The organism is Bacteroides sp. AM44-19 (assembly GCF_003603395.1).
Lineage (GTDB): Bacteria > Bacteroidota > Bacteroidia > Bacteroidales > Bacteroidaceae > Bacteroides > Bacteroides uniformis.
In genome coordinates this window covers 53,903-78,467 of record NZ_QTNB01000003.1, presented here as the reverse complement: position 1 = coordinate 78,467, position 24,565 = coordinate 53,903, and the positions used below count along the sequence as shown (strand labels likewise).

The window sequence follows — 24,565 nt, the reverse complement described above, 5'->3', positions numbered from 1 at the left end:
ATATAGGTGTAATAAATAGAAAGTAATATTTTTAGATACTTAAAACACAAGAAGATGAAAAACTTTATGGACGGAAACTTTCTGTTGCAAACGGAAACATCACAGAAGTTGTACCACGAGCATGCGGCTAAAATGCCGATTATCGACTATCATTGTCACTTGATTCCTCAAATGGTGGCGGAAGACTATCAGTTTAAGTCACTGACTGAGATTTGGTTGGGAGGTGACCACTACAAGTGGCGTGCCATGCGTACCAATGGTGTGGACGAACGTTTCTGTACCGGTAAGGATACTACAGATTGGGAAAAGTTTGAAAAGTGGGCCGAAACGGTACCTTATACTTTCCGTAATCCGTTGTACCACTGGACCCACCTTGAATTGAAGACCGCTTTTGGAATCGATAAAATTCTCAATCCTCATACGGCCTGTGAAATTTATGATGAATGTAATGAGAAGCTGAAACAGCCTGAATATTCCGCCCGTGGCATGATGCGCCGTTATCACGTGGAAGTGGTTTGTACTACAGATGATCCTATTGATTCCTTGGAATATCATATCAAGACACGCGAGAGCGGTTTTGAAATCAAGATGTTGCCTACTTGGCGTCCGGATAAGGCAATGGCGGTGGAAGTTCCTGCCGATTTTCGCGCATATGTAGAAAAGTTGGCCGAAGTGAGCGATGTGGCTATTTCCTGCTTTGACGATATGGTTGCTGCCTTGCGTAAGCGTCACGATTTTTTCGCGGAACAAGGATGTAAACTGTCTGACCACGGAATTGAAGAATTCTATGCCGAGGATTATACAGGAGCGGAAGTTAAGGCTATCTTTAACAAGGTATATGGCGGTACTGGATTGACGAAGGAGGAAATTCTGAAATTCAAGTCGGCCATGCTGGTTGTGTTCGGCGAAATGGATTGGGAGAAAGGTTGGACACAACAGTTCCATTATGGTGCTATTCGCAACAACAATAGTAAGATGTTCAAACTGTTAGGTCCTGATACCGGTTTTGATTCCATTGGCGAATTTACTACAGCAAAAGCTATGGCTAAATTTCTCGACCGCTTAAACTCCAATGGTAAGCTGACCAAGACTATTCTTTATAATTTGAATCCATGCGCCAACGAAGTCATTGCTACTATGCTGGGTAACTTCCAGGATGGTACGGTTGCCGGTAAGATTCAATTCGGTTCCGGTTGGTGGTTCCTTGACCAGAAGGATGGTATGGAAAAGCAGATGAATGCCCTTTCTGTACTGGGCTTATTGAGCCGATTTGTTGGTATGCTGACCGATTCCCGTTCCTTCCTCTCCTATCCGCGCCATGAATATTTCCGCCGTACATTGTGTAATCTTGTAGGCCGTGATGTAGAAAATGGTGAAATTCCTATTTCCGAGATGGAACGCGTAAACCAGATGATTGAAGATATCAGCTATTATAACGCTAAGAATTTCTTCCAATTCTAAAAAGCAATAGTAAGCTATAAGTTATGCAGTTTCACCCATAACTTATAGCTTATCTAATATTCCTTTGATACTATCCAATCGTATAAAATTGGGATGTCGTATTTCCCCTTCATGTTGCTCGTATGCCCAAGTCACGTGGTATGGTACATGGGCAGCGTATCCCCCAAGTTCCAATACCGGAAGTATGTCTGATTTTACAGAATTACCTATCATCAGGAGTTTTTCAGGCGGACAGCCCAATGTATCAATCAGCCTCTGGTAATCATCGATTTTCTTGTCACTCATAATTTCGATATGATGGAAATATTCTCGCAGTCCGGAAGCTTCTATTTTTCTTTTCTGGTCGAACAAGTCCCCCTTAGTGGCCAACACCAATTTATATTTCCCATGAAGTGACGATATGGTCTCCTTCACGCCTTCCAGTAGTGTAACCGGTTTCTGCAGAAGCTCTTGTCCCCATCCTATTACTTCATCTATAAGATGCATATTCCCGTTTCCGTCTGTCACTTTGCAGATGGTTTCAGTCATACTGAGCATTATGCTCTTCAGCCCATAGCCATACATATGCAGATTCTTCATTTCTGTTTCAAAAAACCTTTGTGATATGGATGAAGCAGGCAGATATTGCCTTAAAAGGTTACAGAATTTGTGCTCGAACTCCTGAATATAAAGTTCGCTTTCCCACAGTGTGTCATCAGCGTCAAAAGCTATAAATTCGATTTTATCTTTCATGAATGGTCGTTTTATAAAAGCGTCCAAAGATACGGAGTATTCTATATAAATGAAAAGATAAATAGTGATAAATGGGAAGTTAATATCTTGTCTGCAACTTATTAATATTGTGTTTGCAGAAAATTAATATCTTGCAAACACGATATTAATTTCCTATTTTTGCATTTATTTTTTCATTTAATACATAAATTTTAATCGTACAAAAGGATGATGACATCACCCCAACCCGCTTCCAAAGGCTTCAGCAGAGCTTTTTGGGTAAGCAGTACAGTAGAACTGTTCGAACGCATGGCATATTATGCTGTATTTATTGTTCTTACCATTTATCTTTCCAATATTTTAGGTTTCAATGATTTTGAGTCAAGCATGATTTCCGGTCTGTTTTCGGGAGGGCTCTATTTGTTGCCTATCTTTACGGGCGCATATGCTGATAAGATAGGTTTCCGAAAGTCGATGATTATTGCTTTCTCACTGCTTTCCATCGGGTATTTGGGCTTGGGATTGCTTCCCACCCTACTGGAAACAGCCGGTCTGGTGGAGTATGGCGAGACAACCCGTTTTTCAGGATTGCCGGATAGTAATGACCGCTGGATGATTGTCCCCGTATTGTTTGTTATCATGGTAGGAGGTTCGTTCATCAAGTCTATCATATCGGGATCGGTGGCTAAGGAAACAACAGAGGCTACCCGTGCTCGCGGCTATTCCATCTTCTATATGATGGTGAATATAGGAGCTTTTACCGGAAAAACGGTGGTCGACCCTCTACGGAATGTTATCGGTGAGCAAGCTTATATTTATATCAATTACTTCTCGGCTACCATGACGGTGCTGGCATTATTGGCTGTCATCTTATTGTATAAATCGGCACATACAGCAGGTGAAGGGAAAAGCATGCGTGAAATTGGGCAAGGTTTTCTGCGTATTATCACTAATTGGCGTTTGTTGATTCTTATCCTCATCGTAACCGGCTTTTGGATGGTGCAGCAACAGCTCTATGCAACTATGCCCAAATATGTCATCCGTATGGCGGGTGAAACAGCCAAACCGGGGTGGATAGCCAATGTAAACCCGTTTGTAGTGGTTTGCTGCGTAAGTTTTATCACCCGGTGGATGGCAAAGCGCACAGCTATTACTTCTATGAATATAGGCATGTTTCTTATTCCGGTATCGGCATTGCTGATGGCATGCGGTAATTTGCTGGGCAACGATATTATTTCCGGCATGAGCAATATTACTTTGATGATGGTGTTTGGTATTGTTGTGCAAGCTTTGGCAGAATGTTTTATCTCACCGCGTTATCTGGAATACTTCTCTTTGCAGGCCCCCAAGGGCGAAGAAGGTATGTACCTCGGTTTCAGTCATCTTCATTCATTCCTCTCTTCTATTTTCGGATTCGGTATTGCGGGGGTGCTTCTGACAAAATATTGTCCTGATCCAGTCTTGTTTGAAACCCGCGAAGCGTGGGAAGCAGCTAGTGTCAATGCACATTATATCTGGTATTATTTCGCTGTTATAGGATTGGTTGCGGCAATAGCATTATTCGTTTTTGCCAAAACTACCGAATTCATCGACAAAAAGAAGAAGGCATAAGGTTTATATATTGCATACTTTTTGTATATTTGCCGTCACTTTTTTTAAAAGCGACGGCTTTTTTGTAATTAAGGAGATTAGGATGAAAGTAAAATTTATAAGCCTTGCCAGTGGAAGCAGCGGTAACTGTTATTATATAGGCACAGAAAAATATGGAATACTCATCGACGCCGGCATTGCAGTACGGACGATAAAAAAAGGACTGAAAGAAGCAGGTATCAGCATGGAAATGATACGTGCGGTATTTGTTACGCATGATCATGCGGACCATATCAAAGCAGTAGGCGGATTGGGTGAGAAACAGAATATTCCTATTTATACAACTGCCCGGATTCATGAGGGTATCAACCGGAGCTATTGCATGACAGAAAAGTTATATTCGTCTGTCCGTTACCTGGAAAAGCAGCAACCCATGCAGTTGGAAGATTTTCATATCGAATCTTTCGAGGTACCTCATGATGGCACGGACAATGTGGGCTATTGCATTGAGATAGACGGAAAAGTGTTTGCCTTTCTTACAGACCTTGGTGAAATTACTCCTACGGCCGCAGAATATATCAGAAAGGCCAATTATCTGATATTGGAAGCCAACTACGATGAGGAAATGTTACGCATGGGTACCTACCCCCAATACCTGAAAGAACGGATTACCAGCCGCACCGGACACATGAGTAATATTGCTACTGCTGAATTTCTTTCGGAAAATATGACGGAACATTTACAGTATATTTGGCTTTGTCATTTGAGCAAGGACAACAATCATCCTGAATTGGCATATAAAACAGTGGAATGGAAATTAAGGGAAAAAGGAATTATCGTAGGAAAGGATGTACAGTTGTGTGCTTTGAAGCGTACTACTCCTTCTGATTTATACGAGTTTGAATAAAAAATCCCATTTCATCGCAAAAAATACACCGTTTTGTTTGCACGAATAAAATAAAAGGACTACTTTTGCACCCGCAAACAAGAAATAAGGAATGCACTCTTAGCTCAGTTGGTAGAGCAACTGACTCTTAATCAGTGGGTCCAGGGTTCGAATCCCTGAGGGTGTACTTAAAAAAGGAACAACTACTGTTGTTCCTTTTTTAATTTGTCTTAACAAGAACATGCTTTGATGGGTATAAGCTCCTCATACGGAATCACTAGTAAATCTATATGGGGATGATACATTATTTTTCGTTAGTCCGCATCATAAATTCTTCAGAAGTTTGTTTTTATACCTTTGCCCTCACCCGCTTTCCGCCTCTTTCGTCACATTCGAAAATATATGTCAGAAAATGAAAGTAGGAAGAAAACTTTTATTTCCTCCTACTCGTATATCTATATTTTGTATATTTGTACACACATCAATGATTTTAAACTAAAAGAAAAACAATATGGATAAAGATTCAAAGCAAGTAGTAGTTCTTCTGACACATCCCAATATAAAAGAGTCGCGAGCTAACAAGGCATTGATGGATGCTATTAGTGACATGGGAGAGGTAGCCATATACAATTTATATGAGATGCGTATGGAAGATGCTTTTAATGCAGAGATATGGAGCACTATCATATCGCATGCATCTGCGCTTGTATTTCAGTTTCCGTTCTATTGGATGTCGGCTCCTTCTTTATTGAAGAGATGGTTGGATGAAGTATTTACTTATCTGGCAAAAACTCCTGCTGTGGCTGGTAAGACATTGATGGTGGTCACTACTGCCGGCTCTGAACATGATGCTTATAGAAGCGGAGGAAGAAATCGTTTTACGGTGGATGAGTTGTTAAGACCTTATCAAGCAAGTGCTGTACATGCTGGAATGATATGGCAAACTCCTCTTGTAGTCTATGGAATGGGGACTTCGGAAGCTAGTAAAAATATAGCAGAAGGGATAAATTGCTATAAGCAAAGAATTGAAGCATTGGTGAAGAAAGACATTTTCAGTGATAATTGGTAATAGTAGGACCATATCGAAATGGAACATTCTTTTTCATTTTTGAATGTTTGTTTTTCTCTTTATCTTTTTCTAAAATACTGATTTTAAGCAATAAATAAAATATTGTATGAATTGGCATATTTCTTGTATTAACTCATACATGAAACTTTATATTATATCAAACAGATTACCCGTTAAGGTTACCAAAGAGGATGAAACGTTCGTGTTTTCACGAAGTGAAGGCGGACTGGCTACCGGTTTGGACTCACTTCAGATTTCCTACGAAAAACATTGGATTGGATGGCCTGGAATATGCGTTGACAACGAAGAAAGTAAAGAGGAAATCACTTCTAGATTGGAAGGAATAAATTTCCACCCAGTATTCTTGTCCGAAATACAGATAAAGAATTATTATGAAGGCTATAGTAATAGTACTATTTGGCCATTATGTCACTACTTTTTTGTTTATACGCTGTATCGGAACTCTTTCTGGCAATCGTATCAGGAAGTGAACCAGTTGTTCTGCGATGCCATTTGCCGCGTGATACGTCCAGGTGACAAGGTGTGGATTCAAGACTATCAGCTAATGCTGCTTCCCGGAATGCTTCGGAAGGTTTACCCGGATTTGAATATCGGATATTTCCATCATATCCCTTTCCCTTCCTATGAACTTTTCCGGATATTACCGGAGCGTGCAGAAATCCTGAAAGGATTATTGGGTGCTGACTTTATAGCTTTCCATACTCATGACTATATGCGGCATTTTATCAGTGCTGTCGAACGGGTATTGCGTATTGACTTTAAACTGGACGAAGCACAACTCGGGAATAGAGTAGTTAGGACCGATGCTCTTCCTATGGGAATCAACTACGGACTGTATCACAATGCTTCTTCCAGACCGGAAGTACGGCGGGCGATAGACCGTACACGGAAATTTTTCGGGAATCATAAGTTGATTCTTTCTGTAGACCGCTTGGATTATAGCAAAGGCATTCTGCACCGTTTATGGGGATTTGCTGCTTTTTTAGAATGTCATCCTGAATATTGTGGAAAAGTTACATTGGCAATGGTCATTGTTCCATCACGTGACCATGTAGATAGTTATGCTGAGCTAAAAACCAAGATTGACGAAGAAATAGGTTCTATAAACGGACAGTATTCTACGATGGACTGGACTCCGGTTTGCTATTTCTATCACGGTTTTTCATTTGAAGAACTGGTGGCAATGTACTATATAGCTGATGTAGCTTTGGTAACTCCACTTCGTGATGGCATGAATTTGGTTGCCAAGGAATATGTAGCCTCGAAAAATAATAATCCGGGTGTTTTGATTTTGAGTGAAATGGCAGGTGCAGCTATTGAGATGACGGATGCATTGTTGATTAACCCCAATGACACTGAGGAGATAAAGCAGGCCATTTGTCGGGCTTTGGAGATGCCCGAACAGGAACAACTGAAACGCTTGCAACACATGCAGAAAATTATTTCCGTACAAACGGTTAATAAGTGGGCGGCAGACTTTGTAAGTGAATGGAGCGATACGTGCCGTAAGAATGAACAGCTTCGTAAGAAAAGGATATCCGCCGGTATTATTGGTGCCATCAAAATGAAATATAACCAGGCTAAGCAACGGCTTATCTTGCTGGATTATGACGGAACGTTGGCGTCGCTCAAGACACGACCGGAAAATGCTAAGCCCACCCCTGAACTCATTGCCACATTGCAGAAGCTGGTTTCCGACCCGGCCAACCATGTTGTTGTGAATAGTGGTCGCGACCATTTTACTTTAGAAAAATGGTTGGGAAATTTACCTATTGCAATGGCTGCGGAACATGGTGCTTTCTATAAGGAAAATGGCATCTGGCACAAAAACATAAACAAAGCGGAATGGAGTTCCGGATTGGTGTCCATCTTGAAGCTTTTTGTCGAAAAGACGCCTCGTTCCCACCTTGAAGTCAAGGAAACGGCTTTGGCATGGCATTACCGGGAAAGTGATGCATGGTTAGGAGCTTTGCGGGCACAGCAACTTATCAATGTGCTGGTTAACATCTGTATACAGCAAAAGCTGCAAATCATACAAGGAGATAAAGTAGTGGAGATTAAGTCTCCCGATTATAATAAAGGTTCCGAAGTGAGACGCCAGTTGGAAAAGAAACATTATGACTTTATCATAGCTATGGGAGATGATACTACGGATGAAGATATGTTCAAAGCTTTGCCGGTGAATGCAGTGACAATCAAGGTGGGATATGTGTCGGAGGCAGCAAGCTATAATATGCCATCACAAACGGAAGTCCTGCCTTTTCTTCAAATTCTGGCGAACAAGAAAGACATGAAACAACCCATTGGCGAGAATGTCAAAACAAGCTTGAAAGGGGTATTCGATTTTTTCAGAGACTTGTTAAAAACAAAATAGTAAAAATGAGTAATTTAAATTATGGGGTAGTAGGCAATTGTCGGACTGCCGCACTTATATCCGAAAAAGGCAGCATAGACTGATTGTGTTTTCCCGATTTTGATTCTCCGTCTATCTTTGCATCACTACTTGATCGGGAAAGAGGAGGAAGTTTTGGATTTGACGTTACAGAAGACTATCATATCTCACAATCTTACGTTCCTCACACTAACATATTGTCTACTTCTTTTTCTTCGAAAGAGGGAGAATTTGTCGTACTTGATTACATGCCTTATTACCGTTCCTGCGAAAATGCCCATTATCTTCCGGCAGAATTGTATCGATATGTGAGGTGGATAAAAGGTAAGCCCCGTTTCAAAGTAAACTATGTCCCTGCTCCCAATTATGCGCAAGGTAAAGTGATTCATAATGTCACTTCTGAATTTATAGAAAGCTATTGTTCTTCTGATAATAAAGATAGACAATATTTGTATTCTTCCCTTCCTTTGCAGAACATCGAACAGAAAAAAGAAATTATATTGGAAAAAGATGAGTTCTTTCTTTTGTCATACAATGAAAAGGTCATTCCGGTGGACATTGAACGGGAAAAAATTGAATATTGCCGTACTTTGGTTTATTGGCTTAATTGGACCAACCGTACTAAGAAATATTCTCTCTATAATGATGTGATAGAAAGAAGCATGCTGGTTTTGAAACTGATGTCTTACTATAACGGAGCCGTACTGGCCGCCCTTACTACCAGTTTGCCCGAATCCGTCGGCGAAGTACGTAATTGGGATTATCGGTTCTGTTGGTTGAGGGATGCCTCCATGTCTATCGAAACTTTGTTCCAGATAGGCCATATAGGAGCAGCAAGACGTTTTATGAAGTTCATACAGTCCACTTTCGTATCCAAGCACGAATCCTATCAGATAATGTACGGCATTCGGGGAGAAAGGCAGCTGACCGAGATTATTCTGGAGCATTTGTCCGGATATAAGAATTCCAAACCAGTACGGATAGGTAATGATGCTTACCATCAAAAGCAGAATGACTCGTTCGGTTATCTGATGGATTTGATTTACCAGTACTATCGGCTGATGCCCGGTACATTAGACGAAATAGAGGATATGTGGGAAATGGTAAAGAGCATTCTTTCCACGGTAATGGAAGATTGGAAGAAACCAGATAAGGGGATATGGGAAATCAGAGGAGAAAGCCGCCATTTTGTTTCATCCAAAGTGATGTGTTGGGTGGCTTTGGACCGTGGTGCAAAGATAGCTTCCATGCTCAATAAATACGGTTATAGTGAACGTTGGCAAAAGGAAGCTGACAAGGTATGGCAGGATGTAATGACATATGGATGGAAGGAAGAACTTCAAAGTTTCTCGCAGACTTATGATAATATGGCAATGGATTCCTCTTTGCTGTTGATGGAACCTTACGGTTTTATTGCAGCAGACGATATCCGATACCATAAGACAGTGAAGGCTGTGAAAAAAGCTCTTTTGCATAAGGGATTGATGTACCGGTATAACAGCGAAGATGATTTCGGGCTTCCTTCCTCGGCTTTTACCATTTGCACTTTTTGGCTGATACGTGCGCTTTTTGTTATCGGAGAAAAGGAAGAAGCCCGTTGTTTGTTTGATGATGTTCTGACATATTCCAATCATTTGGGATTATTCAGTGAGGATATTGATTTTAATACGAAGGAACAACTGGGGAATTTTCCACAAGCTTATTCGCATTTGGCATTAGTCAATACGGCTATTCTGTTTGCAGAAGAAAATAAGAGATTGGCTTTTATCCGGCCGTAACGAGGAGGGGAACTTAATTAATACTGCAAATGGGAGCATTTTGTATTTGTCCTTCTTTCTTTCGTTTTTAATTCCATTGAATGATGATACCTTTCTTTTTTTATGTATTTTTGCATAAATAAAATTTCACTATTTCGGCAGTTGTTTTGTACTCATATCGCTGATATAGTTTAGGAACTCAAAATAAAGGATTATCATGTTACGGAAGATTAGACTGACTTTTGCAATGATTTGCTTTGTACTCATCACCTTGTTGTTCCTTGATTTTACGGGAACGTTGCATGGGTGGTTCGGCTGGTTGGCCAAAATCCAGTTTTTGCCGGCTGTATTGGCGCTAAATGTGGGAGTGATATTGTTTCTTGTAATTCTCACTTTGGTATGCGGGCGTATCTATTGTTCTGTGATTTGCCCCTTAGGGGTATTTCAGGATATACTGGCATGGCTGGGCCGGCAACCTAAAAAACGCAGGAAGCTTCCTTACTCTTATTCTCCGGCCTTATCTTGGCTGCGCTATGGCGTATTGGGTGTGTTTATCATTGCTTTGATTGCCGGAATTGGTTCATTGGCTGCTCTACTTGCACCCTATAGTGCATACGGACGTATTGCCAATAATCTTTTTCAACCTATATGGCAATGGGGCAACAATCTGCTTGCTTATCTGGCTGAACGGGCAGACAGTTATGCCTTTTATGAAACGGATGTATGGTTGAAGAGCCTGCCGACTTTTATTATTGCTGCCGCTACTTTGGCTGTGCTTGTTGTTCTGGCCGGACGCAACGGACGAACCTATTGTAATACGATTTGCCCGGTAGGAACGGTCTTGGGCTTCCTTTCACGTTATTCGCTTTTCCGCATCACAATAGATTCGGAAAAGTGCAACCAATGCAGTCTTTGTTCACGCAACTGCAAGGCAGCCTGCATCAACTTTAAGGAGCATCAGATTGATGCAAGCCGGTGTGTGGTTTGCATGAACTGCATTGAGAAGTGCAAGCATGGAGCCATTTCCTACAAGTATCATCCTTTCGGTAAACCTGCTGCGGGCAAGGCAGATTCGGAACAGATAAACGAAACCCGCCGCAGTTTTTTCACAGCAACGGCTCTGGTTGCAGCCACTTCTGTTTTAAAAGCGCAGGAAAAGAAAGTAGACGGAGGACTGGCAGCCATTGAAGATAAGAAGATTCCTGAGCGAAGCACTCCCCTCACTCCTCCCGGCTCATTGAGTGCCCGCAATATGGCGCAACACTGCACGGCCTGCCAGCTCTGTGTGTCGGCATGTCCCAATCAGGTTCTTCGTCCTTCTGCAGACTTAAGGAAATTGATGCAACCGGAAATGTCATACGAACGCGGCTATTGTAGACCGGAATGTACAAAATGTTCGGAGGTATGTCCTGCAGGGGCTATCCGTCCGATAACCAAAGCTGATAAATCATCCGTTCAGATAGGGCATGCCGTGTGGGTAAAGAAAAATTGCATACCACTGACGGATGGTGTGCAGTGTGGCAACTGTGCACGCCATTGTCCGACGGGAGCCATACAAATGGTGCCGAGTATACCTGAAGACAAGGATTCTCCAAAGATTCCGGTAATCAATGTGGAGCGTTGTATCGGCTGCGGGGCATGTGAGAATCTTTGTCCGGCCCGTCCGTTCAGTGCCATCTATGTGGAAGGACATGAAAGACATCGAATTATATAACAAAGTAGAATTTCTATAAGTATGGAAGAACATCATAAAAACAATATGAACCGTCGTGATTTCTTGAAGATAGTGGGAATTACAACCGCCACATCTACTGCTGCCCTCTATGGATGTGGTTCTAAGGAAGGAAGCAGTGAAGGCAGTAAAGTATTGGGCCCCATTCCGACGGATAAAATGACCTATCGTAGTTTTCCTGGTTTGGGGAGTGACAAAGTTTCTATTTTAGGATATGGCTGTATGCGCTGGCCTACCGTTCCTGCTCCGGATGGAAAAGGGGAAATGATAGACCAGGATGCTGTAAACGAACTGGTGGATTATGCCATTGCCCATGGCGTGAATTATTTCGATACGTCTCCGATGTATGTACAAGGATGGAGTGAGAAGTCTACGGGAATAGCTCTGAAACGCCATCCACGCGAATCGTTCTATCTTGCCACCAAACTATCCAATTTTCATCCTGATACCTGGACTCGCGAGGGTTCCATCGCCATGTACCGTAAGTCGTTCGAGGATATGCAGGTGGACTATATAGACTACTATCTGCTACACATGATTGGTGGCGGTGGCATGGAGCAATTCCGCAAACGCTACATAGACAACGGTATGATTGATTTTCTTGTCAAGGAGCGTGAAGCAGGACGCATCCGCCGTTTGGGATGGTCGTTCCACGGAGATATCGAAGTCTATGACTATGCCTTGCAGATGCATGACCGTGGTGAAGTTCATTGGGACTTTGTACAAATACAGTTGAATTATGTGGACTGGAAACATGCTTCGGGCAGCAACTTCAAGGCAGAGTATCTGTATGACGAGCTGGCCAAGCGTAAGATCCCTGCTGTCATTATGGAGCCTCTGCTGGGTGGGCGGCTCTCCAATGTCCCCGACCATATTGTGGCACGGCTGAAGCAGCGCGAACCCGAACGCAGTGTGGCGTCTTGGGCATTCCGTTATGCCGGTTCTCCCCAGGATGTACTGACAGTGCTGAGCGGCATGACTTATATGGAACATTTGCAGGATAACGTCCGTACTTACTCTCCATTGGTACCACTCACAGAAGAGGAAACTCAGTATCTGTATGATACGGCAGATTTGATGATGGAGTACCCCACCATACCTTGCAACGACTGCAAGTACTGCATGCCTTGCCCGTATGGAATTGACATTCCTGCCATCTTGATACATTACAATAAATGTGTCAATGAAGGAAATGTGCCGGAAAGCAGCCAGGATGAGAATTATCGGAAAGCACGCCGTGCTTTTCTCGTAGGATATGACCGAAGTGTACCCAAACTGAGGCAGGCCGACCATTGTACCGGGTGCAACCAGTGTTCTCCGCATTGCCCGCAAACGATTGATATTCCCAAAGAACTGCATCGTATTGACAAATTTGTAGAACAGTTGAAACAAGAGACTTTATAAAATGGAGAGTATCATTGACATACTGCACAAGGGAGGATACTCTTGTGTTATGAAGAACCGGGAGGAAGTCCGTACTTTCACCCAACGGGGAGTAGCGGATTTGTATGATTTGTACCAGGCAGATTCTGCATTTATGAAGGGGGCTGCCATTGCCGATAAGGTTATAGGGAAAGGTGCCGCTGCTTTGATGGTACTGGGAGGCTTTAAAACGGTCTATGCCGATATAATCAGCACTCCTGCGCTGGCATTGCTGTGCAAAGCAGGAATTGAAACGACTTTTGCCCAAGAGGTTCCCCATATCATTAACCGTGACAAGACCGGCTGGTGCCCGTTGGAGACGGCTTGCATGGAGCTGAATACGGTAGAGGAGATGTATCCGGTGATTCAGAATTTTATATCAAGAATCAGGGCAAAATAGCAACAGCCTGCTCTCTTTCCCTGATTACCTGATGCCTTTCTCTTCCAGCATCTTGAAGTCTTCCTTGAGCATACCGACATCATCCAGTGTGCGGGCTTCATTGTGGTCGTTCAGATAGACTCTGGGTCTTTCGATAAACAGAGCGCTGGTGACAGATAAAGAGTCATTCCGGTATGGGGTCTCCACTCCACCTATTTCCAGCATTGTCTGGAAGAATGAGGCACTGGAAGATACATTCTTCTGCCTATTGGCTTGTGCGGCCTCCAATAACGATGGGTATCTCTGCCGGTAGTTGTCGGACATCCAAATAAAGAATGGCACATGTATCTGATAATAGGAAGGTACCGGTGAGGCATGCAGAAAGAGATGCCGGTTGTCATCGAAAATATCTTCTCCATGGTCTGAAGTGTATATCAGGGCAGAATTGACATGTTGTTCTTGAAGCATATCTATCAGACGAACCAGAAAATTATCCGTGTAGCGGATAGAATTGTCATAGGCATTAATCAGGTTGTCTTTGTATTTCACTTCCGCATCAACGGGCATGTCCGGCAGGAAGAAAGCCTGCTCTGCCGGATAGCGCTCTTTATAATTAAAATGAGAACCGTAAGTGTGGAGAACTATAAATTGCCTGGAAACTCCTTTGCCCAGTTCTTTTGCTACCAGTTTCAACAGTTCGTTATCAGAGGGGTTGTAATTGGAATCCCCCACATCTTCTTTAATGAAATCATACGTGTCGGCTTCTTTGCCGAAGAAGTCTATAAATGAGTGGTTATAGCGCTGGTTCGAGAAAAAGGCGGTCTGGTAACCGGCTTCCTTGAATGCTGTGATAATCCCTTTTTGATAATAGATGGAATCAAAACTGGAAGCACTGACCGGTGACAGCAACATCGGAACACTCTTGTGGGTAGTGTTTGATTCTGTCAGCACATGGCTGAAAGCTGTCAGTCCGCCAATGCCCGACAGTCCCGGGTTAGTCTCCCGTTCGTAGCCGTACAAAGCCCAGTTGCATGCCCGTGAGGTTTCTCCCACCACCATTACATATACTTCCCTTTCATCAGCCTGATGAGTACTTCTAGCATGAAAGGTAAAATCTTTAGAGGTCTTGTGATAATTCCGCGTCTGGGCCGTCCGTTGAAAAGCAAGTGCTATGTTGTAGCATACGTTGGCAGGATACAGTTCGGATTTCGGCTCATACCGGTTATCTGTCAAATAAGCAGTGCCTAAGGATAATATTCCGGCAGACAACACATACAGAGTGCGACGGCGAGCTTGCCGGATGAATGCTTCGGACAGTCTGCGTTTGTGTACAATGGATATGGTTGCCAGAATTAATGCAGGTATATAGAGCACTACCACAATAACGATGGCAGGTATCAGATTGTCCAGCAGTTCCAGCGCCTCGCTCGAATTGGTTGTCACCAGATTCAGAAACATATCCACTGCGATAATGGACTGACCGAAAAGATACAGCAATACAAGCTGGAAGGCTCCGAAGAAGATGAACGGAAATAGCAGCCAGAATGTCCTGCCACAGTTTCTCGACCAAGCCATTACAGCATAATATATAGAAAGGGGTAGCAGGATATTACATATCTTTGCCGTCCATGATATGGGTTCTGTAAAGCATAGCACTACATTGGGCACTATCAGAATGACCAGAAACAGATAGAACAAATGTTCCTGATTGTCGAACCATTTTTTTATGTCTCTAAAAAGCTTCATTGATATTGAATATAAATCCGGTCTGGTGTTTGCCAAAACCTAAATCCAAACGTACGTTTACTCTCTTTTTGAACTCCCAGCGGTAGCCGAAACCATAATTAGGAAGAATATGCCTGGCCTCCAATTCCGAGAAATTCGGGAATATGGTTCCCGCCCCTACCCATACGGCAACTCCATTTCGCTTCCATACATGTTGGCGTAGTTCCAGCTGGACATCCATTGCACACTTGTCACGGTAGCGCCCCTCATAATAGCCACGCATAGAATAGGAACTTCCCAATGTTGCCATCAGTCCCCAGGGCGGATTTCCGTAGTTCAGCAGAGTATGGAACTGGCCTGCCAACACCCCACCCTTCCACACGGACTGGTAATAGCTGGTCGTCAGTTCCGTATTGCTGAATGCATATTTATTTCCCAAAAAGGCCGGACTGAAGCGCTGGTCTATCCGTAGGTAATATCCTTTATAGGCATTTGTCAGAAAATCGCGTGAATCATACAACAAGGAAAACCCCAAGCTCACGTTGGTGCTACGCGCTTTCATTCCTTTCCATAATTCCGGTTTTTCAAAGTCATGTCCATACACGTAATCAAATGTTGTCATCGGACCGATATAAAAGTTACGTGCCATCCGGAACATGAAGTCCACCTTAACCTGCGCCTGAAAGCGATCGTATTCACTCTCATTGTCATCATTGGCTCCATTGTCATATCCTTGTCCCCAGTAAAGGCTTGGGAAAGAATAGAAATACAGATTGTAGTTCAACCGGTATTTGTCTTGGGGAAACAGATGGTTTCCACGTACTCCCAGCAAATAGAATCCCACTGTGGAGACATCCCCATACAGAGAGACATTGGACGGAGGGAGAATACTATCGTTCCGGTCGGTACGGTAGAGTCCTGCCGCCACCAGTCCGATTCCAAATTTGGTGTCACTGGAATAATGAGGCCCGCCTATAATGCTGAAATCAAATTTCTTGTTTTTCTTTTCTTTGTTGGCATCGTTGAAGTAATTCAAAATTTTTCCGAAAAAACTGCGTTTCTTGGGAAGCGAGTCTATCGGATACGTAGAAATTGAGTCCACAGAGTTTTTTGCTTCTGCAAGGTGTGTTTGTGCATGAACAGCCGTTTCTGTAATCAGCATCAATATTGGTAATATCCATTTTGTCAATTTAGTGTCCATTTACTTGTAGAAAACTTCCGTGGCAAAGTTAGTTTTTATGTTCTTCATTACAACAATGTTACTGTTCTTTTTGTTTCCAATTTTTCTCTTTTAATGTTCATTTCTACATTGCATGTGGGGTTCACTCTTTTTAACTACATCATTTATAGAACTTTCCTCGATTTATACTGTTATTTTAATATTACAAAGAACAACATGATATTGAATTATGAAAACAGCAATGGACATTCCCGATAAAGAGGGACAGAAACGACTGGTAATCGTAGGCGGCGGCTTTGGCGGATTAAAGCTGGCACGAAAATTGAAAAGCAACAAGTTTCAGATAGTTTTACTGGATAAGAATAACCATCACATCTTCCAACCGTTACTCTATCAAGTGGCCACAGCAGGTATTGAACCGAGTGCCATATCATTCCCATACCGAAAAATCTTCAAAAAAAGAGAGCATTTCCATATACGTATTTGTGAAGCACAGCAAGTCTTCCCGGAACACAATCTGCTGGAGACTTCCATCGGCACGCTGGCATACGACTATTTGGTCATTGCCACCGGCTGCAACACAAATTATTTTGGAAACGACGGGCTGGAGAAACAGACCATGGCACTAAAGAATACTTCGGAAGCCTTGTTCAACCGAAACCAGATATTGGATAGTTTTGAACAAGCCCAGAACACCGGTAATAAAGAAGAGCGCAGGCGTCTGATGACCTTTGCCATTGTAGGCGGTGGAGCTACGGGAATAGAGTTGGCTGGTGCTTTGGCCGAGATGAGGAAGTTTGTCCTTCCTCAAGACTATCCGGACTTGAATATCAATGAGATGCGTATCATCTTGTTGGATGGCTCTTCCCGGCTCTTGTCTGCTTTTTCAGAAGAGTCTTCCAAAGAAGTGGCCGATTATCTGAAGAAGCGTGATGTGGAAATCAAATTGAACCAACGGGTGATGGGATACGAGAATTATCAATTGGCATTGAATGACGGGACTGCCATCGATACCAAAAATGTATTCTGGGTGGCCGGTGTCAAGGCAAACAGCCTTCAAGGATTGCCTGCCGATGCCTATGGACCGGGAAACCGCTTGAAGGTGGACACTTATAACCGTCTTTCTCAATATCCCAATATTTTCGCTATCGGGGATACGGCCCTTATGATTTCTGAGGAGTATCCCAAAGGACACCCGCAAGTGGTGCAACCAGCCATCCAGCAGGCCCGCAACTTGATAAGGAACTTGCAGCGTGCAGAAACAGGCCTGCCGTTGCAGCCGTTTATATATCAAAACAAAGGCTCCATGGCGACCATTGGCCGCAATCATGCCGTAGTCGAGCTTAAGAAACTGCGTTTTGGCGGTTTTCCGGCATGGGCTGTGTGGCTATTCATCCATTTGATGAGTATTGTGGGTGTAAAGAACCGTCTTTTCATCTTCGTAGACTGGATGTGGAGTTACTTTACCTATGACCCGTCTTTACGGATTATCATCAAACCCTTGAAGCGGGAGTAAACTTTTATTGAGTAATATTTGTTATAGTTCATATACGAACTTAAAAACGAATGAATATGTTAAAACGACTTTTATTTCCTGTCAAACCGGACGGAACGGCAACATCTGCTATACTATTGATTGCAAGAATTGTATTCGGTATATTATTAATGAACCACGGCATCCAGAAGTGGACTAACTTTCAAGAGCTGTCGGCTGTTTTCCCTGACCCGCTGGGTGTAGGCAGTCCGCTGTCTTTAGGACTGGCTATCTTTGGTGAATTGGCATGTTCCATGGCATTCATTATAGGTTTTCTCTATCGTTTGGCTATGATACCAATGGTGTTTACAATGGCTGTTGCCTTTTTTGTAATTCATGGTAATGACCCGTTTGCCACGAAAGAGTTGGCTTTTGTATATCTGGTAGTGTTCATATTGATGTATATCATAGGTCCGGGCAAGTTTGCCGTTGACCGCTGGATAGGAAAAGCTCTTTTCCAAAAGGCTCGTAAATAGACACTTCCGTTTTACTGAAAACAGATTTTAAGCTCAAATAGGATGTATTTTCGTAAAAAATCCTATATTTGCGGATGCTTAAAATAACTCGATGAGCTATAAAGCTAATTAAACACAGTAAAATAAAAAAGAGTGATTATGAAAAAGTTCAATTTGAAGATGGCTGCGACCGTAATGATTTGCGGCTCGTTTCTTTTCAGTTCTTGTATCGGTTCTTTTGGACTGCATAGTAAACTGGTCAGCTGGAATCAAGGTATTGGTACCAAGTTTGTAAACGAACTGGTTTATCTGGCATTCAATATTATCCCGGTATATGGCGTTTGCTATCTGGCCGATGCATTGGTCATCAACTCCATCGAATTCTGGAGTGGTTCAAACCCTATGGCCAGCATTGGTGATGTAAAGAAAGTGAAAGGCGAAAACGGTGACTACCTGGTAGAGACACTTGAAAACGGCTATTCTATCACCAAAGAAGGTGAGACTGCTTCTATGGAACTCATTTACAACAAAGAGTTGAATACTTGGAATGTTGTTGCCGATGGTGTCAGCACAGAATTGCTGCAAATGAACAATGACGGCACTGCACAAATGACCCTTCCGAACGGTGAGGAAATGACAGTGACGCTGGATGCCCAAGGTGTGGCAGCAGCACGTCAAGCGACGATGATTGACAGCTATTACGCTTTTAATTAAAAGTTGAAAATGGAAAGGTGAAAGTTGAAAATGGCTGGGTGCATAGATGCCCAATAACCATTTTCACCTTTCCACTTCCCATTAGAACGGATATCCCACAGCAAAGTGGAAGGCAAAATCGCGGCTGAATTTAGGATGGATAATGGGATAACGGTCTTTTTTCTTCTCATACGCCGGATTGACGGCCTTCATACCCCCGTCGAAACGCAATACAAAGAAATCCAAGTCAAGACGCAATCCTAAACCATATGCCACGGCAATCTGTTTATAGAACTTGTCAAATTCAAACTGACCTCCCGGCTGGTCTTTATAATCCCGTATTGTCCAGATATTCCCGGCATCTACAAAGAGGGCTCCTCTGAATTTCCAGAACAACCGTGTGCGGTATTCAATGCTGGCATCCAGCTTGATGTCTCCCGACTGGTTCATGAAGTTATTATCGCCGGGGAAAGAACCGGGCCCCAAATCACGTACAGACCATCCGCGCACACTGTTGGCGCCGCCGGAGAAGTAGCGCTTCTCAAATGGAAGCATTGTTGCATTGCCGTATGGAATGGCAATACCGGCACCAAAATGAAATGCCAATGAATTGCGGTTGTCAATGATCAGATTCTTGGCAAAGTCAAAATCGCCTTTCAGGTATTGGGCAAAAGGAATGTTCAACAAAGTGTATTCCCCCGATGCATTCTTCTTCATTCCTCCGAGCTTTGCCACAGCATACAACAAGTTACCCGCCGATTCAAAATTGAGGCGGATGGTATAGGAATTTCCGATACCGGAGTTATTCATCAATGCTCTTCCGGCACTGTTGTAGATATAGCTATAGCCGGTGCGGACAATAAAGCGGTCTTCATAATTGTATTTGAGGATGTAGTTCTCGTCTTTCTCCAGATAATCCTCTTTGAATGTCTGGTCTATGCTGGGCATATACAGATAGTTGATGTCCAGCAAATCAATGCGATGCTGCGAACGCTGTTGTTGTACCCCCCATTTGTAGCTCCATCCGGCAGATGCTACAATGCGCGTGAATTCGGGTCTCATCTGGTAGTTATATTGCAATCCGAATTCTGTAGTAGCCCTTATCCTCCGCTTGAAATCGCTGGATACAAAGGGAAACATAAACCGTGGGAAGTTGATGGTTGCTTCCGCACCTAATTCTATGTAGTCTTGATTCAAGGAACTCTGCAAACCGGACACAGCCTCGTATGCCCCACGTAGCTTAAACATGAATGTTTCGGAACCTTTGAACATGTTGCGGTGCTGAAAAGCCACCGAAGCGGCAGCTCCCAAATCGCCGGCAGAGTTTGTGCCTTCCACCTCAAAAGATACGGACTGATGCTTGCCTCTGGTCAGCATCACATAGGCGTTGAGCTTTGCACTGTCACTCTGTTGCACTTCAAAAAAACGGATATTGGTATATTTCAGGGCTTGCAGGCGTCCGTAGTTGGAGTAGGTACGCTGCACGTTCTGCTCGTTATAGAGAGTTCCCGGAGTGATGCGCAGATTGTTGGTCAGCACTTTGGGGCGCAGATAAAGCTTGTCTTTGTAGTAGATGGGAAAGCCTTTGTAATGCAATGAATCATTCACCTCGATGCTGTTCTGGGTGGATGCCTGCAACACATTATAATCGGTAATGAAACTCACTTTATTGATAGTGTATTGCCGGTGATTCTGCGGCGTATCCTCGTTATGCTGTCTGTATGGAGCCAAATGCAGTGTCAAATCTACCAGATAAGAATTACGGACAGTATCCGCAGTATAGGATATGTACTCTTTATTGAACTTGTAATATCCATTCTGAAGCAGTTTGTTTGTGATGCGCTGGCGTTCTGCATCCAGTACATTGACATCAAAATACATGCCTTCGGATAATAAGGTTACTGCGGAATCCTGCCGCATGTATTCCTTTATTTTACTGTCCTGGATATCATATTTCAAGGTACGAACTTTATAGGGCTTGCCGGTTGTCACCTTATAGACCAACTTCATCTTTTTCTTCTTGACTTGGCGTACCGGTTCCACCAGGGCGCCCATATAGCCCATATTCTGCACAGCCTTAGTGATTTCTTCCCTGGTCCGGTTGGTTTCCTCCTCACTGTATATGACCGGGGCATCACCTAATTTCCTCAATGTACGGTTTATCCAGCGTGTAGAGTCCCGTCCGGACCAGTTGTAGACATACAACTGGGTCTTTATCAGGCTGAACCACTTCGCATTGGGATTCTGGCGGATGTACATGGAGAGATTGGATGGTTTTACTTCCTTATTATCAGTATGTATGCGCACTTCATCCAGCAAATACGAGCCGTCCGGCACATATTTGGTAGAAGAACAGGAAGCCAACAAAAGTACGATAGTAGTAAGTATCGCGTAGCGGAAACCTTTATTCATACCGAGTCATTAATTGCGCATAAACAGCTACAAATATACTTGTATTTTTTTGTTCCCGAAATAAAAAACGCCGGAAGAGTGCAGAGTTTTTGATTATATTGAAATAATCACGTATTTTTGTCAAATGATAACATGTGTGTCCTATGGCATTAAGTAAAAATCGCATTAAATATATCCACTCGTTGGAGCAGAAAAAGAACCGGAAGGCCGACAAGGTATTTCTGGCAGAAGGACCTAAACTCGTAGGGGATTTGTTGGGACATTTTCCTTGTCAGTTCTTGCTGGCAACTTCAGAATGGCTTTCCCGGAACCGCCCTCTCTCCACCGTAACGGATGCCACGGAAGTATCGGAGGAGGAACTTTCGCGTGCCAGCCTGCTGAAAACTCCCCAACAAGTGCTGGCTGTGTTCCGGCAGCCGGATGAGGAGACGGATATTTCCGTCATCAGTCACTCCCTCTGTCTGGCTTTGGATGATGTGCAAGACCCCGGTAACCTGGGAACGATTGTCCGCCTTGCTGATTGGTTTGGGATAGAGCATATTTTCTGTTCGCCCAACACGGTGGATATCTATAATCCCAAAACTGTGCAGGCCACGATGGGAGGTATCGCACGCGTCAGACTGCATTATACTCCCCTACCCGAGTTCATCCGCTCACTGAAGGATATTCCCGTTTACGGCACTTTCCTGGACGGAGAGAATATGTACGGACAACCGCTCTCGAAAAATGGGCTGATTGTGATGGGTAATGAAGGAAATGGCATCGGAAAAGAAGTGGAGGCACTCATCAACCGCAAACTATACATACCGAATTATCCCGCCAGCCGTGAGACCTCGGAGTCATTGAACGTGGCTATTGCCACAGCAGTAGTTTGCGCTGAGTTCCGGCGCCAGGCTGCATTGTAGTAAAATCAAAAGGAAAAAACAACCAGGGAATCAAATAAGGCAATTCTTCCTCGATAACCGGAGGGATTGCCGTCAGTATATTGCAGCACGTATCAAAATGAGGATAGTCTGTTTCCACCTCCGTAAGCAAAGCTATGACTCCCGGTAGCCATTCCGTATTCTCCACCTCTTCTGTCAATGGGAAGATACGTGATACACATTGTCCTTCACCTATCTCCACCACATATTGTTTCAGATAGCCATGCCCGGGAAGAAACAGAAAATGGGAAGCGTAGCGTTTCATGCTTTCGGACGGGGACGTATGATTCTGGGAGTCGTGGTATTTTCCTGCTCCTGAATTTCCAGAGGTTTCAATTTCTCAGGTTTTCCGATACTGTCTTTGCGAAGGGAGTCTGTCGCCTGCTGAAGGCTGTCCTTTGGGGCAATGACCAAGCTGTCCGTGGCGTGATAGCGCATCAGTGAGATACGGTCTGCCAGCAAAGGCTGTGGAGTCTCCTGCTGCGGATAATAGATGAACCCGCGTATTTCCTTGATTTCTCCTAAAGTATCGGCAAACAAGGTGAGCGTTTCCACACCTGTGTCTTGTACTTTCCGAATGGCACTGATGACACTGTCATTCTTTTCGTAAAGAACCTGCATCGCCATCAACGGAGCATGTATGCTGTCCGGTGCACCGTTGTGGAAACGGAAGCGCACGCTCCAGCGCAGCGTGTCACGGTCGTGGAAATTGGTGTCTGATGGCAACGTAAACGTTATCTTGTTGTCCAGGGGCATACCCGTCAACTGATAGATATGCTGCCATATCCACACGTCGATACTGTCTCCGGGAAGTGATTCTTTCGGCTTGTTGTCACGCAGGGCAATCAAGTGGTTGATACCGTCTCTCTCGGCTTTCAACCGTACATTCACTTTCTCGTAGATTTTGGTAAGTACTTCCGGGTTACGGGCAAACCAGACCATAGAAGAGTCAAAATCGGCCTGAGTAATGCCATATTTCTTGAAAACCGACTCAATGTATAGCACCCGCTTATAACTTTCGTTATACGGCACTTCTTCACCCATAGCTTTGGCTATGTGATAATCATAAAGCACGTTTTCCATCTTGGCATCCGGAAGGACGGTCTCAGGTCTTTTCACCTTACAAGCCGTCAGACTGAACGCCAGAAGGACTACGCTACACCATTGAATTCGATTTATTCCTTTCATGATTTCTTTATGGCAGCATGATAGGCATCATTGAAGTCCTTGCCGTAGAACAACAGCAAAGCAATGATACCGCAACTGATTGCTGCATCCGCAAAATTGAATATCGGGCTGAAGAAAATGAAATGTTCTCCACCGACAAACGGCATCCATGCGGGCCAGTTTGTATCAATGATGGGGAAATAGAACATATCCACCACCTTGCCATGGAACCACGGGGCATATCCCCCTCCTTCAGGCATGAAGGAGGCTATCTGCGAATGGGTGCTTTCGTTGAACAGCACGCCATAGAACACACTGTCGACAATGTTTCCCAAGGCTCCCGTCAAGACCAAAGACACACAGATGATAAATCCGGTCTTCATGCCTTGCTTCACGAACTTGTACAGAAACCAGCCAATGACCGTGACTGCAGCAATGCGGAACAAGGTCAGGAACAGTTTGGCGAATATTTCCATACCGAAAGCCATACCACTATTCTCGGTAAAGTATATATAGAACCAATCCGTAATCCGGATACTCTCATGCCAGTACATGTGGGTCTTTATCCAAATCTTGATAATTTGGTCTATAACCAATACCGAAAATATGATAAGGCAGGCTATCCGGCCCTTCGTAAAGAATTTACCCATTTTTATTTCTTGCCGTTGTTTTTAGCTTCGATGCTCAAAGTGGCATGGGGCACTGCACGAAGGCGCTCTGCCGGTATCAGTTTGCCGGTTTCGCGGCAAATGCCATATGTTTTGTTCTCAATGCGCACCAAAGCAGCCTGCAATCCTTGGATGAACTTCAACTGGCGTTGGGCCAGACGTGTGGTTTCTTCCTTGGATAAGGTGTTGGCACCTTCTTCCAGTACTTTGTACGTAGGAGATGTATCGTCGGTGTCATTACCGTCTGCACCCGTCAGGCTGGCCTTTAACAGTTCATAGTCACGTTGTGCCAACTCTAACTTCTCCATAATGATAGCGCGGAATTCTTCCAATTCAGCATCTGAGTATCTTGTCTTTTCTGCCATAACTTTTACGTGTTAATCAGGGT

The 24,565-nt window shown here is 43.7% G+C and carries 20 protein-coding genes, 1 tRNA gene and 1 pseudogene; 14 read left to right on the top strand and 8 right to left on the bottom strand.

Annotation, left to right across the window (positions count from 1 at the left end; translation table 11 throughout):
- The first annotated feature begins 54 nt into the window (after nucleotides 1-54).
- A complete protein-coding gene (gene uxaC / locus DW947_RS06915) occupies nucleotides 55-1,461 on the top strand; it encodes a glucuronate isomerase (protein ID WP_044468856.1) in 1,407 nt (468 codons plus the stop codon).
- A gap of 42 nt (nucleotides 1,462-1,503) precedes the next feature.
- On the opposite strand, the gene DW947_RS06910 is transcribed toward uxaC, so the two are convergent.
- The gene (locus DW947_RS06910) at nucleotides 1,504-2,193 is read right to left on the bottom strand and encodes an HAD family hydrolase (RefSeq protein ID WP_044468857.1); all 690 of its coding nucleotides are present in this window, start codon (nucleotides 2,191-2,193) and stop codon (nucleotides 1,504-1,506) included.
- A gap of 207 nt (nucleotides 2,194-2,400) precedes the next feature.
- Here DW947_RS06910 and DW947_RS06905 point away from each other — a divergent pair, with 207 nt between their 5' ends.
- The 9 genes and pseudogenes from DW947_RS06905 (at nucleotide 2,401) to DW947_RS06865 (ending at nucleotide 13,441) form a co-directional block, all read left to right on the top strand.
- Nucleotides 2,401-3,783, top strand: coding sequence for an MFS transporter (locus tag DW947_RS06905; protein ID WP_057281121.1), 1,383 nt, complete (start codon nucleotides 2,401-2,403; stop codon nucleotides 3,781-3,783).
- A gap of 82 nt (nucleotides 3,784-3,865) precedes the next feature.
- Nucleotides 3,866-4,669, top strand: coding sequence for an MBL fold metallo-hydrolase (locus DW947_RS06900; protein WP_025835841.1), 804 nt, complete (start codon nucleotides 3,866-3,868; stop codon nucleotides 4,667-4,669).
- 93 nt (nucleotides 4,670-4,762) lie between these two features.
- Nucleotides 4,763-4,835: transfer RNA gene (locus DW947_RS06895), tRNA-Lys, on the top strand.
- A 324-nt stretch (nucleotides 4,836-5,159) separates the two neighbouring features.
- Nucleotides 5,160-5,717, top strand: a complete 558-nt coding sequence (locus DW947_RS06890) for an NAD(P)H-dependent oxidoreductase (RefSeq protein ID WP_005825500.1) — start codon at nucleotides 5,160-5,162, stop codon at nucleotides 5,715-5,717.
- Nucleotides 5,718-5,856: 139 nt separating this feature from the next.
- On the top strand, nucleotides 5,857-8,112 hold the full coding sequence (locus DW947_RS06885) for a bifunctional alpha,alpha-trehalose-phosphate synthase (UDP-forming)/trehalose-phosphatase (RefSeq protein WP_035458035.1): 2,256 nt from the start codon (nucleotides 5,857-5,859) through the stop codon (nucleotides 8,110-8,112).
- 5 nt (nucleotides 8,113-8,117) lie between these two features.
- Nucleotides 8,118-9,908: pseudogene (locus tag DW947_RS06880) on the top strand (glycoside hydrolase family 15 protein).
- Nucleotides 9,909-10,104: 196 nt separating this feature from the next.
- A complete protein-coding gene (locus tag DW947_RS06875) occupies nucleotides 10,105-11,601 on the top strand; it encodes a 4Fe-4S binding protein (RefSeq protein ID WP_009038428.1) in 1,497 nt (498 codons plus the stop codon).
- Between the two features lie 21 nt (nucleotides 11,602-11,622).
- A complete protein-coding gene (locus DW947_RS06870) occupies nucleotides 11,623-13,023 on the top strand; it encodes an aldo/keto reductase (RefSeq protein WP_117962496.1) in 1,401 nt (466 codons plus the stop codon).
- 1 nt (nucleotide 13,024) lies between these two features.
- Nucleotides 13,025-13,441 carry a DUF1893 domain-containing protein gene (locus tag DW947_RS06865; protein ID WP_117962494.1) on the top strand — a complete coding sequence of 139 codons (417 nt, stop codon included), beginning with the start codon at nucleotides 13,025-13,027 and terminating at the stop codon, nucleotides 13,439-13,441.
- A gap of 24 nt (nucleotides 13,442-13,465) precedes the next feature.
- On the opposite strand, the gene DW947_RS06860 is transcribed toward DW947_RS06865, so the two are convergent.
- Together DW947_RS06860 and DW947_RS06855 are read right to left on the bottom strand one after the other, a co-directional pair.
- The gene (locus DW947_RS06860) at nucleotides 13,466-15,166 is read right to left on the bottom strand and encodes a lipid A phosphoethanolamine transferase (RefSeq protein WP_005837124.1); all 1,701 of its coding nucleotides are present in this window, start codon (nucleotides 15,164-15,166) and stop codon (nucleotides 13,466-13,468) included.
- Entirely contained in the window at nucleotides 15,153-16,346 is a 1,194-nt protein-coding gene (locus tag DW947_RS06855; protein WP_117962492.1) for a BamA/TamA family outer membrane protein, read from the bottom strand. The genes DW947_RS06860 and DW947_RS06855 overlap by 14 nt, the downstream gene beginning before the upstream one ends.
- A gap of 208 nt (nucleotides 16,347-16,554) precedes the next feature.
- Between DW947_RS06855 and DW947_RS06850 the strand changes: the two genes are divergently transcribed.
- The 3 genes from DW947_RS06850 to DW947_RS06840 all read left to right on the top strand — a co-directional run bounded on the left by DW947_RS06850 (nucleotide 16,555) and on the right by DW947_RS06840 (nucleotide 19,028).
- Nucleotides 16,555-17,841, top strand: a complete 1,287-nt coding sequence (locus DW947_RS06850) for an NAD(P)/FAD-dependent oxidoreductase (RefSeq protein ID WP_008664590.1) — start codon at nucleotides 16,555-16,557, stop codon at nucleotides 17,839-17,841.
- A gap of 56 nt (nucleotides 17,842-17,897) precedes the next feature.
- Complete coding sequence (locus tag DW947_RS06845; protein ID WP_044468852.1) at nucleotides 17,898-18,335, top strand: DoxX family protein; 438 nt, start codon at nucleotides 17,898-17,900, stop codon at nucleotides 18,333-18,335.
- 138 nt (nucleotides 18,336-18,473) lie between these two features.
- Entirely contained in the window at nucleotides 18,474-19,028 is a 555-nt protein-coding gene (locus DW947_RS06840) for a DUF3332 domain-containing protein (protein WP_005825518.1), read from the top strand.
- Nucleotides 19,029-19,109: 81 nt separating this feature from the next.
- Here DW947_RS06840 and DW947_RS06835 read toward each other — a convergent pair whose 3' ends face one another.
- Nucleotides 19,110-21,419 (bottom strand): BamA/TamA family outer membrane protein, encoded by a 2,310-nt coding sequence (locus tag DW947_RS06835; protein WP_117962490.1) that lies wholly within the window; start codon nucleotides 21,417-21,419, stop codon nucleotides 19,110-19,112.
- 143 nt (nucleotides 21,420-21,562) lie between these two features.
- On the opposite strand from DW947_RS06835, the gene DW947_RS06830 reads away from it, so the two are divergent.
- Complete coding sequence (locus tag DW947_RS06830) at nucleotides 21,563-22,324, top strand: RNA methyltransferase (RefSeq protein ID WP_005837117.1); 762 nt, start codon at nucleotides 21,563-21,565, stop codon at nucleotides 22,322-22,324.
- Here the strand turns inward: DW947_RS06830 and DW947_RS06825 are convergent.
- The 4 genes from DW947_RS06825 to DW947_RS06810 are packed head-to-tail and all read right to left on the bottom strand — an operon-like array spanning nucleotide 22,272 to nucleotide 24,542.
- The gene (locus DW947_RS06825; protein WP_005837115.1) at nucleotides 22,272-22,607 is read right to left on the bottom strand and encodes a hypothetical protein; all 336 of its coding nucleotides are present in this window, start codon (nucleotides 22,605-22,607) and stop codon (nucleotides 22,272-22,274) included. The genes DW947_RS06830 and DW947_RS06825 overlap by 53 nt on opposite strands.
- A complete protein-coding gene (locus tag DW947_RS06820) occupies nucleotides 22,604-23,530 on the bottom strand; it encodes a DUF4296 domain-containing protein (RefSeq protein WP_117962488.1) in 927 nt (308 codons plus the stop codon). The genes DW947_RS06825 and DW947_RS06820 overlap by 4 nt, the downstream gene beginning before the upstream one ends.
- Nucleotides 23,527-24,159 carry a lipoprotein signal peptidase gene (locus DW947_RS06815; RefSeq protein ID WP_005825525.1) on the bottom strand — a complete coding sequence of 211 codons (633 nt, stop codon included), beginning with the start codon at nucleotides 24,157-24,159 and terminating at the stop codon, nucleotides 23,527-23,529. The genes DW947_RS06820 and DW947_RS06815 overlap by 4 nt, the downstream gene beginning before the upstream one ends.
- Nucleotides 24,160-24,161: 2 nt before the next feature.
- On the bottom strand, nucleotides 24,162-24,542 hold the full coding sequence (locus tag DW947_RS06810; RefSeq protein WP_004290962.1) for a TraR/DksA family transcriptional regulator: 381 nt from the start codon (nucleotides 24,540-24,542) through the stop codon (nucleotides 24,162-24,164).
- Nucleotides 24,543-24,565 lie beyond the last annotated feature (23 nt).